This window comes from Tunturiibacter empetritectus (assembly GCF_013410875.1).
GTDB classification, from domain to species: Bacteria; Acidobacteriota; Terriglobia; order Terriglobales; family Acidobacteriaceae; genus Edaphobacter; species Edaphobacter empetritectus.
This window is the reverse complement of sequence record NZ_JACCCU010000001.1, coordinates 586,340-599,056: the sequence shown is the minus strand read 5'-3', so window position 1 is coordinate 599,056 and position 12,717 is coordinate 586,340. Positions and strand designations below refer to the sequence as shown.

Genomic DNA, 12,717 nt, shown 5'->3' with positions numbered 1-12,717 from the left:
ATGAATAAGAGACAGTTCCTCAAAGGCTCCGGCTCCATCCTCACCGCCGCCATGCTCTCACGCTTCGCCTCAGCCTCCGAGCAAGACGCCGCCCACCAGACCGCCCCGCGAACCAACTGGGCCGGCAACCTCACCTTCCACACCGACACCCTCTACCAACCCAAAACCGTCGAAGAAGTCCAGCACATCGTCAAAAGCTGCGACAAGCTGCGCGCCCTCGGCCGCGGCCACTCCTTCAACGCCATCGCCGACAGCACCCACGCCCAGATCTCCCTCAAGCAGCTCGACTCCATCGACATCGACGCCAAAGCCCGCACCGCCACCGTCGGCGCAGGCGTCACCTACGGCAAACTCGCCCCCATCATCGACGCCCAGGGCTTCGCCGTCCCCAACCTCGCCTCGCTCCCTCACGTCTCCGTCATCGGAGCCTGCGCCACCGCCACCCACGGCTCCGGCAGCAACAACGGCAACCTCGCCACCATCGTCTCCGGCCTCGAGCTCGTCACCGCCGACGGCACCCTCCACACCCTCTCACGCACCAAAGACCCCAATGACAACAACGACCCCTTCCTCGGACAGATCGTCAACCTCGGCGGCCTCGGAGTCGTCACCAAAACCACCCTCGACCTCCAACCCACCTTCCAGGTCGCACAAGTCATCTACGAAAACCTCTCCTTCTCCCAACTCGAACACCACCTCGAAGAGATCTACCTCAGCGGCTACAGTGTCAGCCTCTTCACCGACTGGCAAAACCATCGCGCCACCCAGGTCTGGGTCAAACGCCGCGTCGAACCCGGCGCTACCTCCGTGAAATTCGAGCCCGAGTTCTTCGGCGCAAAGCAAGCCACGAAAAAACTCCATCCCGTCGCCGGCCACTCCGCCGAAGCATGCACCGAGCAGTTCGGCGTCCCCGGCCCCTGGTACGAGCGCCTCCCCCACTTCAAACTCAACTTCACCCCCAGCAGCGGCGCCGAGATTCAAACCGAGTACTTCGTCCCCCGCGAGCACGCCTACGAAGCCATCCTCGCCGTCGAACAGCTCCGCGACCGCATCACCCCGCACCTCTACATCACCGAGCTCCGCACCATCGCCGCCGACAACCTCTGGCTCAGCATGGCCTACCAGCGACCCTCCCTCGCCATCCACTTCACGTGGAAGCCTGAGAACGACGCCGTCCAGGCCCTCCTCCCCCTCATCGAAGAAAAGCTAGCTCCCTTCAACGCCCGCCCCCACTGGGCCAAGGTCAACACCATCCCCCCCGCAACCCTCCAGCGTCTCTACCCCAAGACGCCCGACTACAAAACCCTCCTTACCCAATACGACCCACAAGGAAAGTTCCGCAACCAGTTCCTCAACACGAATATTTTTAGCTCCTGAAACAATGTCCCCATCGTCCTACTACGGTGCAACCGTCGTCTCCACCTGACGTTGTTCCACGATCTTGTAGCCAGCAGGAGCCGCAAACACTGCAGGATCGGGCTCACTGAGACTCAAGTCTTCAAATTCAACAGTGGTTCGGCCACGCCTCGGATCGTCGTCGATGCGAAGCAGAGTCAGACTCAGCGCCTTCGAACTCCATTGCTCATCGATCACTTCCATCGGCAGCTCATTTCCTTCTTCCCCCGCAGGAATCGTCCGAACCCTTCTCACCCCTTCGACCTGAACTCCGGCAACTGTCTTGCTTCCCAGGCTCTCTATCCGCACTTCATCGTTCTTTTGGGTTCTAGCTGCCACCTGCGCCCGCTTCATCTGTTCCGCAGCCTCTTCCGCCGTCGGCGGCTTATGATTCGGCTCATGCATGAGATGGACATGCACAACCTTCGACACCATATCGTCTATCTGCCAGTTCAATATGGTCTTCGTCGTTGGATCGAAGACCGTCACCGCCAGCACTGCCTTTAGCCGGCCATCCTCAGCGTGCGTACACCCGATAGGAGCCTCATTCAAGGTTTTCCCTTTGGAGTCTCGCGCCTGATGAACGATTTGGGAGCTACGAATCGCGTTTCCATCTGGAAGCTTTTGTTCGAAGCTCGTCCTCAAGGCAGCGCTGTAGGGGGCGCCCGTAACATTTTGCTGACCTAAGCCTGCATAACTCATAACCCCGAGCGCACATGGAATCGGACTCTGTGCCCTGGCTATCGTCCCTGAGACCAGTAACGCTGAAACCGCAGCGATCGTCATACAACAAGTGTTAACGCGCATCGTATCCCTCGATCAAATTCCAGGATGCTGAAGCGCACCTAGCCTAGCAAGCCCCCTTCTGCGAAGCAACTAGATTCCCTACCAAATAAGCCTCATCCCGCCGCCAGTGTCCGCAGCACCCCAACATTTCGCGCCTCATCCCCCGGAGCGTCCACCGGCGTCTCCGCAATAAACGCCGCATGCTCAAACCGCTCATCATGCAGCAGCCGCCGAAACACCTCCGCCCCAATCGTCCCCTCCCCGATATGCTCATGCCGGTCCAGCTTCGAGCCCATCGCCGCCTTCGCATCATTGCAGTGCCACACCTTCACCGCATCGAACCCCACCGTATCCTTCACCAGCAGCATCGTCTCCACATACCCATCGGGCGACACCAGGTCATACCCCGCCACGTGCACATGGCACGTATCCAGACACACTCCCACCGGCGCACAAGCCTTCAGCCGCTCCACCAGCTCCGCCACCTGCTCCAGCTTTCCGCCAAGAGAAAACTCCGCCCCAGCCGTGTTCTCAATCAAAATCCTGAAGTCCTTCCCCTCCCACGCCACCCCATCAATCGCCTTCTCAATCGACTCCGCCGCCAGCCGCAATCCCTCCTCGCGCGTAAGCCCCTTCCAGCTCCCCGGATGCAGCACCAGATACTCCGCCCCCAGTGCCAGCGCCCGCTCCACCTCTCCGCGAAACGCCGCCACGCCATTTACCCGAACGCTCTCCGTCTGGCTGCAAAGATTGATCAGATAGCTCGCATGAATTGCCACCGGCCCCACATCATGCTTCGCCCGCAGCTCTCTCATCTTCGCCGCGTCCTCAGGCTTTACCGCCGCCGCCCGCCACTGTCGCGGGCTCGAAGAGAAGATCTGAAAGGTATTCGCCCCCGCTGCCACGGCCCGCTCGACGGCAGTCCACGTCCCACCCGCCGTCCCCACATGCACACCAATCCGCTTCTTCCCCGTCATTGCGATCGTTGAACTCTTCATTCCTCAAGGCTACCGCAAACGAACTCCATCCCGCGTCATAAGGTATACAAGTCACGAAGTGACCGCGTCGCGCGTAGCGAGCCCGTCCGGCAGGACATCACCCATCCATCCCACGCAACCACTCTCGCCTCACACCGAGGAGTGCTATGCTGGCCCCGCCATCATTTCGCGCAAAGAGGACTCACCATGGCCGCCCCGCAGAACTTCAAGAACCACGCCCGGTTCTACCCACTCTTTCACTTCATCATCCTTCCCCTGCTCCTGCTCAACCTCGTCTTCTCCATCTACATCACCATTCACCGATGGCCCGCTTACCAGCACACCAATCTCTGGTGGATCGTCATGTCCATCGTCTTCTTCCTGATAGCCGGCGCAGCCCGTGGCTCCTCCCTCAAAGCCCAGGACCGCATCATCCGCCTCGAAGAGCGTCTCCGCCTCCAGGCACTCCTCCCCCCCGCAGACCGCGCTCACATCGACGAGCTCACCGTCCCCCAGCTCATCGCCCTCCGCTTCGCCTCCGACGCCGAGCTCCCCGACCTCGCCCACCGCGCCCTCACCAAAAACATGGATCCCAAGGCCATCAAGCAAGCCATCGTTAACTGGCGACCCGACCACCACCGCATCTAGATCCTGAACTGCTTTCGCAGATCTGCCAGATTCGCGCGCCTCGCCTCCTATGCTCGCAATCGTCGCCTGACGAACGAAGCTCCGGACAGTATCACCGTCCGGAGCACAGAAGAGCGCTTCCGATCTCATCTCTCTTCATTCGCTCTTCAAACCGCGTCCGCAACCCGCACCTGCAGCAACCCCGCAAACGCCGACCGCACCCCATAAGCCACCAACCCCCAAAGCACGGTGACAAACAAAGCCATCGGCAACCCTGCCGGAGCCATCAGCGCATGGAAGCAAATGATATTCACAATCACCGGCGCCAGCAGCGTCAGAGCCAGCGGCACAAACCGATTCGCCAGCAGCAGCACCGCAGGAATCAGCTGAAGGAGAAAGATGATTACCAGATAGTGCGACTCAAACAGCGCAACCATAAAATCCCCAGCGACTCCCGAAGGAGGAGGCATCGGGATGAAGTGCAGAAAGCCGTTCAATCCAAAGACAAGAAAGATAAAGCCCAGCAGATACCTGGCAACCAGCGATGCGATCTTCATACCAATACCTCCTCTTTCAAAATCAGCTAAGCACACCTAGCTATTAAGCAGTCGCCGCAACGATTAAGCCGCCACAAACTGCGAACGAATCGCCTCAACATGCGGCTTCAGGAACGTCGCCCGATCCTGCCCATGCATCAGCGCAGCAGCGCCACCGGCCGACACGAACTTCGTATCCGTCACGCCCAGGAAGCCAAACACCGAACGCAGATAAGGCTCAACATGGTTGAACGAAGCCATCACCGTCCCCGCGTCATAAGCCCCACCCGAGGCAACCAGGAACATAGCCTTCTTCCCCTGCAGCAGACCCTTAGGCGTTCCGTCCGCATACGAAAACGTCTCGCCCACACGAGCAATCTGGTCGATCCACAGCTTCAGCACCGAAGGAATCGCGAAGTTGTGCATCGGCACCCCAAAGACATACTCATCCGCCGCCCGCAGTTCACCAAGCAGCGTGTCCGACACCTCAAGCACCTGCTTCTGCTCCGCCGTCCGACTATCCTTTGGCGTATACACAGCCCCAACCCAGGCAGCATCGATCGTCTTCAAATCGCTTGAAGTCAGGTCGCGGGTAATCACTCGTCCGTTCGGGTTCGCCTGCTTCCAGTTCTGAACGAACTCCTCGGACAGGTTGCGGGAGACCGAAGTCTCATGAAAGGGGCTGGAATTCACAACAAGTAAAGTGGGCATGGCGAAATCTCCTATACGACATCTGACGTTTAAACAACTTGTGTCGATTCATAAAAACACGACAAATGTCGTTTAAGCAACTAACGCCGTCAAATTCGAGTAAAATAAAGATGTCGGTCAGAGAAAATGTCCAGCGTCCCCGTAAAACTCGACAAGATCTCACAGCAGGTTCCAGACCCCGTCCCTGAGTTCCTGCCCGAGCGGACCCTCGAACGAACCACGGACCCGCGCATCCTTCGCACCCGCAAACTCCTCCAGCAGGCCCTCGTCAACCTCATGAAAGAAAAGCAGTTTGACAGCCTCTCCGTGCAGGACATCGCCGAAGCCGCCACCATCAACCGTGCCACCTTCTACGACCACTACCCCGACAAGTTCGCCCTGCTCGAATGCACCGTCGGCACCCGCTTCAACGAACTACTCTCCGAACGCGGAGTCACCTTCAACGGCACCTGCACCTCCGCCCTGCGCGCCATCGTCCTCGGAGTCTGCGACTTCATCGCCTTTTCAGAGCACCCTTGTTCGACCAAAGCTGGCCAGATGGAGCCCCACATGGAGTCCGCCATCATCGCCGTCGTACGCCGCATGCTCCTCGAAGGCCTCGAAAAGCACGCCTCCGCCGCACCCACCTCCCCCCAGATGATCGCCACCACCACCGCATGGGCCATCTACGGCGCCGCCAAAGAGTGGGCCCAAACCCCCAACCGCCCCCCCTCCAGCGAGATCGCAGACACCATCGTCACCCTCGTCCACCCCGTCATGACCCCGGTCGAACCGCCCACCGTCTCAGCCTGACCCATCTGATCGCAGGGGCGCACATTCCCGCACGCAATAACTTCGCGGCCAGTAACCTTCTACTTCGGACCAGATCCACCGCGGCCGCCGCTTCCGGAGGACCCGCCGCTCCCCGAAGGAGCACCCAAGCTATGAGAAGCGACCGATGACGCCGAAGATCCCCCATACGATTCCCCTCGCGATGCTGGTGCATTCGATGTATTCGCACTCTGCATCGGCGCTCCCGCCCGCAATGTAACCGGCCCGCTGTTCCCACCATGACTCGATGCCATGCCCCCCGCAGATGGCACGGCAGCATAGACCTGCATACTTGCCGATCCGTGCTGCTCCACATGGCTCGAAATCTTGTTCAGGCTTCCTAGCGATCCCCTCGGCACGCCCAACCCCGCCGAGTTCTTCTGGAACACAAAGTTCCCCGGCTTATCTTCCTTGGAGAAGACCATTGGCGTATTGTTCGCAAGCACCAGCGAACCCGCACCCGCGGTCGGCGCCTGCGGCGAGGCCGCACGCAAGGGCGAATGCACCGCTGTCCCAACCAGCCCCCCTGCCACGCCACCGCCACTCGCAACGCCGCCACTCGCAGCATTGTTCAATCCATTAAACGCGCCACCCGGCTGCCATCCCCACCCATATCCCGGGAAGAACGACCAGTTGCCCGAGTGATACGGCAGCCATCCCCACGGATACGGAGACACCCACGAGTAGCCCGCGCCCGGGTATAGCGCCCACACGCCATTCAAGTAAGGATTCCATCCTGCGCCAATTAGATACGGCTGCCAGAAAGATCCAAACGCTCCGCCATTGATAAAGTTCCCGTAGTAGTTCAGGTCACTCAAGCCATAGGTAGAGCCCCCGGCCACCAACGCATTCGCCTGCGAGTAGCGCGCATGATAGTCGTTCGCCTCCTTATCCCACGCATCAGATGGCGCTTCCTCGATCTTCTTCACAACAGCCACCTGCTCTCCACCCAGCGTCAGTGACTCCTTCTTCGTCACCAGCGTCGTCTCTGAGCCGTGCTTCACCTCCACGCTTCCGTTGAAGACCGAGACAACTGTCTTCCCGTCCGCCACCGTCATTCGCGCATGCGTCGACGGCGAAACCGTCATCGTCTGATCTCCCGCCCGCAGCACGAACTCGTTCCCCTTCGTGCTTTGCAGGTTCACATACACCATCCCCCGCACCACCTGTATCGTCGAGGCCTTGGCTCCCGAGCTGCGCAGCGCCAGCAGCGGAAACTCCACCAGCGAGTTCGGCGCCACCCGCAGCGTACTGTTGTCCTCAAACTCCACCTCAGCATATCCATCGGCGGTCCGAAGTCTCTGGCCTTGAACAATCGGCATATTCGGCATCGTCTCTTCAAAGCCGTTGCCCGTCTTACGATCGAGTGAGAGTGTTCCCTTCACATCACTCAGCCGCACAATCCTTACGTGCGAATCGCCCGGCCGCGCCCCATTGTCTACGGGCACGCTCGCCGCTGCCACATCAGACGTAGGTGTACCAGCTACCGGGACACGAGCCGTTGACACATCAGCCGTCGTCCTGTGTGCGGTCGTCACGGGAGCAGTCGCTGCAGAATCCACATCTAAAGGGTTACTTTGCTCCCCGGCCGCTCCACTCTGTGCTCCAGCCGCCACAACTCCCGCCACCGAAAACGCCATCGCGAGAAACACTCGGTACACGAATCCGATCTTCATCAGCGGCCTCCAAACAATAAAAACAGTTGCAACTTCAGGTGCGGGCAGTATACGTCCGCGACTACTGCAATAGCTTCACCAAAACTCAAATAGTCTAGGCCTTTTTCACCTCGACGCCTGAAATCAAATCCGCGCAACAATACGCGTCCACGCCAACCAACCCGTCGCATGGCTAAATCATCGGGAATATGGCGTTTGCGGACGAACTAAACCTATGTCGAAAACTGTCCTAACGAACAGTGACCGCGGTCGCAACGTACCTCCATGAATATTTGTGCCGTATCAGCGTACTTCCTATACGCCTATTTATGAGGACTGATGGCCTCGAATAACTAAAGTTCGCATCCTACTTGCATTATCGTTCGTTTCGACAATCGATAAAGTTGTCAATCCCGTCCCATATTGAGGAACGAACATGCGAAATCGTAAAGAAAAGTTCTCAACCTTCCGCCTGTCCCCGAAACTACCAACCCTGCTAGCCGCATGTTTCGCGACCCTGGGATTGTCTGGATGCTTAGTGGCCGGATACTCGAGTGGTGGCGGCTGGTTCGTTTGGCCGGGCAGTCTAGGGTTGATCGTGATCCTTCTGCTGATAGTCTTTTTGCTAAGGCGCCGGTAGTAGCTTGGAGCTCACTTCAATCGGCCAAAGATCAAAATCGGAAACTCCAACGCTCGACATTGCCGCCTATGAAACAAATCAGTTGGCTCTTTGGCATGCTCTCGCTGATGACGATCAGCATGTCGGCACAAGATCTAAATATAAATCCCACAAGACCAACGATCGCCAACAGTGCAGCCATCCAAAGCCAAGGTGTCGCGCAGGTTGAGGTAGGCTACGATGCCTATCCCCAGAACCCACCAGGCAATCAGCAGACGTTAGATACGTTGTTCACTTATTCTCTACTGCCTAGACTCAGGCTGGATTTCGACTGGTCTCCGTTTAATCATCAACAACAGGACGGAAGCATCACCAATGGAGTCGGAACGATTCAGTTCGGCGGGAAGGTCGAGGCGAAAAAGGAACAATACCATAGGATTGCGCCGGGACTCGCATTGCAGTATGAGGCAGAGCTTCCCACTGCCTCGGCAAGCCCGCTTCAAGGCTACGGTCAACAAGCGATTCTGCTCCTCAATCACCACTATGGAAAGAACGGGGATGTGGACGTCATCGTAAACGGCTCGATAGTCCAGTCTGATTGCCAAACGACTACAGGGTGTCGTTATGGCGGACAACAGTCATTCGCTCTCAGTTATCACATTCAGAAGGACACGCGTCTCTATGCCGAGGTCTTTGGTCAGAACACGTCGCAATCCAACACCCCGCCAGGCACCTATATTTTTGGCGGCTTCTATCACCAGTTTGGCGATGCCTTTGGCATTAATGGGGGCTTGCGCTTCGGCGTCAGTGATCACTCGTCAACCATCGGTACGACAGTCGGGCTGGTCTTCGGAAAGCGCCTTAAAAAAGACACGTTATCCAGCCAATAGAACTCTGTGCTCCAGCCGCCACAACTCCCGCACCGAACACACCATCCCGGAAGACACCCTGTACACGAATCCGATCTTCATCACCGAACTCTCAAGAAACCGTCACACCTGGGAAGGCTCCATACAAAAAGAGCCGTCATTCTGACCCTGAGCTTGCCGAAGGGGAAGAATCCCCGTGTTTCGTCCTTGCTTTACTTGCACCTTCTGCCGTTGCCGAGCCATCCGGCAGCGAACGAAGATACCTCTCAACCTCTGTCTTGCCGCCGTACCTGGCCCAATCCGCCGGTGTCCCTCGCCACAGCACATCCTTCCTATCCACCCTTGCACCTCGTTCGACGAGAAGCTTCACCAGCCGTTCATTCCCCGCGCCAGCAGCCTGGTGCAACGGCGTCGTATGAGAGTGCCCTCCAACCGGGTTGTAACGGTTCGGATCCTCCCCCGCATCCAGCAGCAGCTTAACGATCTCGACCTGACCGTACTGCGACGCCAGGGCCAGGGCAAGATGACGATCCTCACCGTCGGACGCTGCAAGCAGACGGAGAAAGTCGTCGACCCTGCCCAGCGCGGCCGCGACCGGCAGATCGATCTGTGCGCCGCGCGCTATCAATGCATTCACCGCGTCAACCTCTCCATGCAAGGCAGACGCCCGCAGAGCACTCTCAGGATTCGCACCGCGATCGCAAAGCAGATCGATCAAATCAAGCTTGACGCGACACTCCCGGGCGACACTGCCGGTGGAGACAAGCATGAGAGTCTCTTCCATCGCCGAACGCTCCGCACCTGCATCAAGAATCACCTTGGACATCTCCACAATGTTGGCCGGCAGACTGCCGTGGCGAACCGGATTCTCCGCCACAAACTCCAGCAGTGCGGGGTTCCGAAAGTAGTTTCCCCCCTCAAAGACAACACGCTGATGAACCAGCCTGGGATGCTGCTTGAGATGCAAACGCAAGCCTGCCACATCGCCGGCGTCGAGAAGCTTCACCGCAAGACGAAACGCCGCATCCTCAATTCGTTCGTGATGCGGCAAACTGATTTTGCCGGAAAGCGTTGGTCTCTCAATATGCGACTTCAACCGAACCCAACTCTGGAAACCATGCTCACGAGCGATCGTCACCTGCGCATCGCTGAGCTTGAACGGGGCGTGAAAAATCTCAGCATCTTTCGCACGGAGAAACCGCGGATGAAACTCGCGAATCTGCTGCGCGACGAGCGGATCGTGCTCAGCATGACCACGGAGCAGATCCTTGGCTTGGTATCGGAGATGGTCGAGGTTGGGCTTGGCTGGGAGCTGTCGAACTGGCATGGCGAACTTCCTCTCGTATGCCCAGGTCCGCACATTGCGGGCAGAAAGTAAGTTCGTGGCGCTATTTGTAAAGCAAGGTGGACTTCTGTCCTCTCCGCGGACCGGATGCGCCCTCTGCGCTACCGGCAAGCGTACCACAAGGCCCGGAACACCCTCTACCTCGACCGACCCCCAAAAACTGTCAAGCCCCTAAACCGCCTAAGTCGTTGATGAACAACAACCTCCGCCTTGCACATTAGTTATCCTCCCGCTTCTATAATGGAAACAGAGATATCACCAAGTCATCGCATAAACAAAACCGAGGATGGCTGGCAGGCATGAAAACCTTACTTACGTTTCTTATACTCAATTCCTCAATCGTCATGACGGGACAACAGACGCAGGAAGCTCAGGCGCATCGATATTGGGTCGATCCATCCACAGAACTAATGTGGGCCGGAAAAGACGTGAGCTACCACAAGGCAATGAAGTACTGCAACGACCTACGGCTGGCTGAGTACTCAGACTGGAGACTGGCGACGATGTTTGAGTTGCAGCCAATCTTCGATAGAAGCGCAGAAGCTCCAGGGAGGGCGGGCGACGGCAAGGGCGGCAATCCTCGGAACGTTACTTGGCATGTAAAGGGAAATCTATTTTTGACAGGAAATGAATGGAGCAGCGGTCGCATACTCGACGACCGGGGAAAGCCGTCCGGGTACGGTTACTACTTTGATTTCAATGAAGGAAAGTCGAACGACGACCAACTCGATTACTCGTCAGGAACGCGTGCGTTGTGTGTGCGGATTTCAGCAAAGAAAGCTGCAAACCACTAATTGTCTTACTGAGGGTTCGCCTAACTGGGATTAGCTAAGTAACTTCACTAGCTTGCAAGTTTCACAAAACAGATATTTTGCGAATAAGCCTCCTGCAATCAATAGCTTGCAGACACCAATCCACCGCAAACCACTCAAAATAAAAGACATCCCTGCAAAAAACCCCCCGGGGGGGGGAGGGGTCAAAACGAGATTCGAAAGGTGACACCTGAAACAACAAACAGCACACCACCGAATCACCACAACGCACCACCGAAACACCACGAAAGCACCGCAAAAGAACACGCCTTTACAAGCATTTTTGCCCCGATGCGTTTTACCATAGAAAAATGACCGAAGTGGAAGCCCAAGAAGCCCAAAAAGACCAGCCGACAAGCGGACACGCATCCAAATACACCCGCAACAACCCCTTCCTCTCCACCGTGACCTACAACCGCCTCCTCACCGGCGAAGGCTCGGAGAAGGAGACCCGTCACGTCGAGCTCACCATCGAAGAGGGCATGACCTACACCCCCGGCGACGCTGTTGGAATCATCCCCGAAAACCGCGCTATCGCCGTAGCCGAGGTCCTCGAAGCCCTCCACTTCACCGGCCGCGAACGCGTCCTCGACCACTACAAGGTCGAAATCAGCCTCGAAGAGGCCCTCCGCACCCGCCTCGGCATCGGCAAACTCTCCCGCGGCTCCGTAGGCCAGTACGCCAAACTCGCCCCCACCAACGAACGTCTCAAATGCCTCGTCGGCCCCGAAAACAAGGCCCGCGCCGAGGAGTACTGCTGGGGACGCGAGTTCGTCGACCTCGCCACCGACTTTCCCAAGGTGGTCACCGACCCCCAGCAGCTCTTCAACATCCTCCAGCGCCTCACCCCCCGCATGTACTCCATCGCCTCCAGCCAGGCCATGCACAAGGACAACGTACAGACCACCGTCCGCGTAGTCCGCTACGAGGCCCACGACCGCGACCGCCAGGGGGTGGCCTCCGGACACCTCGGCGACCGCGCTGGCGAAGGCACGACGATGCCCATCTTCCTCCACTCCAACAACAGCTTCCGCCTCCCCGAAGACACCACCAAACCGGTCATCATGATCGGCCCCGGCACCGGTATCGCTCCCTTCCGCGCCTTCCTCGAAGAGCGACAGGCCACCGGCCAGAGAGGCGACAACTGGCTCTTCTTCGGCGAACAACGCGAGGCCATGGACTTTCTCTACAAAGATCAGTTCCAAGCCATGCACAAGGACGGCGTCCTCACCCGCCTCGACACCGCCTTCTCCCGCGACCAGGCCCGCAAGGTCTACGTCCAGGACCGCATGCAGGAGCGAGCCAAGGAACTCTACGAGTGGCTGGAACGGGGAGCCTACTTCTACGTCTGCGGAGACGCCACCCGCATGGCCAAGGACGTAGAAACGGCCCTCCTAGACGTCATTGCCCGCGGCTCCAACGGCACCCTCGACCACGCCGCCGAGTACCTGGCCGCCATGAAAAAACAAAAGCGCTATCAGCGCGACGTTTACTAAAACCGCCCGACCTTAGAGGGGGGATGTGACAAGCTTGCACCAAGCCGTCCTCCCCCTATCGCAAAAATAAGAGTTCACA

General features: G+C 58.1%; 12 protein-coding genes. 6 read left to right on the top strand and 6 right to left on the bottom strand.

Features of this window, described 5'->3' with window-relative positions; genetic code table 11:
- Complete coding sequence (locus HDF08_RS02450) at positions 1–1,377, top strand: FAD-binding protein (protein ID WP_179636922.1); 1,377 nt, start codon at positions 1–3, stop codon at positions 1,375–1,377.
- A 21-nt stretch (positions 1,378–1,398) separates the two neighbouring features.
- Here the strand turns inward: HDF08_RS02450 and HDF08_RS02445 are convergent, their stop codons facing one another.
- Positions 1,399–1,947, bottom strand: coding sequence for a hypothetical protein (locus HDF08_RS02445; RefSeq protein ID WP_179636920.1), 549 nt, complete (start codon positions 1,945–1,947; stop codon positions 1,399–1,401).
- A gap of 347 nt (positions 1,948–2,294) precedes the next feature.
- On the bottom strand, positions 2,295–3,179 hold the full coding sequence (locus tag HDF08_RS02440; RefSeq protein ID WP_179636918.1) for a deoxyribonuclease IV: 885 nt from the start codon (positions 3,177–3,179) through the stop codon (positions 2,295–2,297).
- A 186-nt stretch (positions 3,180–3,365) separates the two neighbouring features.
- Between HDF08_RS02440 and HDF08_RS02435 the strand changes: the two genes are divergently transcribed.
- Positions 3,366–3,806, top strand: a complete 441-nt coding sequence (locus tag HDF08_RS02435; RefSeq protein ID WP_179636916.1) for a DUF6526 family protein — start codon at positions 3,366–3,368, stop codon at positions 3,804–3,806.
- 146 nt (positions 3,807–3,952) lie between these two features.
- Here HDF08_RS02435 and HDF08_RS02430 read toward each other — a convergent pair whose 3' ends face one another.
- Positions 3,953–4,342 (bottom strand): hypothetical protein, encoded by a 390-nt coding sequence (locus HDF08_RS02430; RefSeq protein ID WP_179636914.1) that lies wholly within the window; start codon positions 4,340–4,342, stop codon positions 3,953–3,955.
- Positions 4,343–4,405: 63 nt separating this feature from the next.
- Positions 4,406–5,032, bottom strand: coding sequence for an FMN-dependent NADH-azoreductase (locus HDF08_RS02425; protein ID WP_179636912.1), 627 nt, complete (start codon positions 5,030–5,032; stop codon positions 4,406–4,408).
- A gap of 126 nt (positions 5,033–5,158) precedes the next feature.
- On the opposite strand from HDF08_RS02425, the gene HDF08_RS02420 reads away from it, so the two are divergent.
- The gene (locus HDF08_RS02420; protein ID WP_179636910.1) at positions 5,159–5,824 is read left to right on the top strand and encodes a TetR/AcrR family transcriptional regulator; all 666 of its coding nucleotides are present in this window, start codon (positions 5,159–5,161) and stop codon (positions 5,822–5,824) included.
- A 59-nt stretch (positions 5,825–5,883) separates the two neighbouring features.
- On the opposite strand, the gene HDF08_RS02415 is transcribed toward HDF08_RS02420, so the two are convergent.
- On the bottom strand, positions 5,884–7,518 hold the full coding sequence (locus HDF08_RS02415; RefSeq protein ID WP_179636908.1) for a FecR family protein: 1,635 nt from the start codon (positions 7,516–7,518) through the stop codon (positions 5,884–5,886).
- A 510-nt stretch (positions 7,519–8,028) separates the two neighbouring features.
- Between HDF08_RS02415 and HDF08_RS02410 the strand changes: the two genes are divergently transcribed.
- Entirely contained in the window at positions 8,029–9,006 is a 978-nt protein-coding gene (locus tag HDF08_RS02410; protein WP_257030845.1) for a hypothetical protein, read from the top strand.
- Positions 9,007–9,142: 136 nt separating this feature from the next.
- Here the strand turns inward: HDF08_RS02410 and HDF08_RS02405 are convergent, their stop codons facing one another.
- Positions 9,143–10,312, bottom strand: coding sequence for an ankyrin repeat domain-containing protein (locus HDF08_RS02405; protein WP_179636907.1), 1,170 nt, complete (start codon positions 10,310–10,312; stop codon positions 9,143–9,145).
- A 317-nt stretch (positions 10,313–10,629) separates the two neighbouring features.
- Between HDF08_RS02405 and HDF08_RS02400 the strand changes: the two genes are divergently transcribed.
- Together HDF08_RS02400 and HDF08_RS02395 are read left to right on the top strand one after the other, a co-directional pair.
- Complete coding sequence (locus HDF08_RS02400; protein ID WP_179636905.1) at positions 10,630–11,124, top strand: Lcl domain-containing protein; 495 nt, start codon at positions 10,630–10,632, stop codon at positions 11,122–11,124.
- Between the two features lie 329 nt (positions 11,125–11,453).
- Positions 11,454–12,638, top strand: a complete 1,185-nt coding sequence (locus HDF08_RS02395; protein ID WP_179636903.1) for a diflavin oxidoreductase — start codon at positions 11,454–11,456, stop codon at positions 12,636–12,638.
- Positions 12,639–12,717 lie beyond the last annotated feature (79 nt).

Excerpts from the sequence above, each read along its gene's own strand:
- HDF08_RS02450 (WP_179636922.1), top strand. The coding sequence starts at position 1 with ATGAATAAGAGACAGTTCCTCAAAGGCTCCGGCTCCATCCTCACCGCC.
- HDF08_RS02440 (WP_179636918.1), bottom strand. The coding sequence starts at position 3,179 with ATGAAGAGTTCAACGATCGCAATGACGGGGAAGAAGCGGATTGGTGTG.
- HDF08_RS02435 (WP_179636916.1), top strand. The coding sequence starts at position 3,366 with ATGGCCGCCCCGCAGAACTTCAAGAACCACGCCCGGTTCTACCCACTC.
- HDF08_RS02430 (WP_179636914.1), bottom strand. The coding sequence starts at position 4,342 with ATGAAGATCGCATCGCTGGTTGCCAGGTATCTGCTGGGCTTTATCTTT.
- HDF08_RS02425 (WP_179636912.1), bottom strand. The coding sequence starts at position 5,032 with ATGCCCACTTTACTTGTTGTGAATTCCAGCCCCTTTCATGAGACTTCG.
- HDF08_RS02420 (WP_179636910.1), top strand. The coding sequence starts at position 5,159 with ATGTCCAGCGTCCCCGTAAAACTCGACAAGATCTCACAGCAGGTTCCA.
- HDF08_RS02415 (WP_179636908.1), bottom strand. The coding sequence starts at position 7,518 with ATGAAGATCGGATTCGTGTACCGAGTGTTTCTCGCGATGGCGTTTTCG.
- HDF08_RS02410 (WP_257030845.1), top strand. The coding sequence starts at position 8,029 with ATGCTTAGTGGCCGGATACTCGAGTGGTGGCGGCTGGTTCGTTTGGCC.
- HDF08_RS02405 (WP_179636907.1), bottom strand. The coding sequence starts at position 10,312 with ATGCCAGTTCGACAGCTCCCAGCCAAGCCCAACCTCGACCATCTCCGA.
- HDF08_RS02400 (WP_179636905.1), top strand. The coding sequence starts at position 10,630 with ATGAAAACCTTACTTACGTTTCTTATACTCAATTCCTCAATCGTCATG.
- HDF08_RS02395 (WP_179636903.1), top strand. The coding sequence starts at position 11,454 with ATGACCGAAGTGGAAGCCCAAGAAGCCCAAAAAGACCAGCCGACAAGC.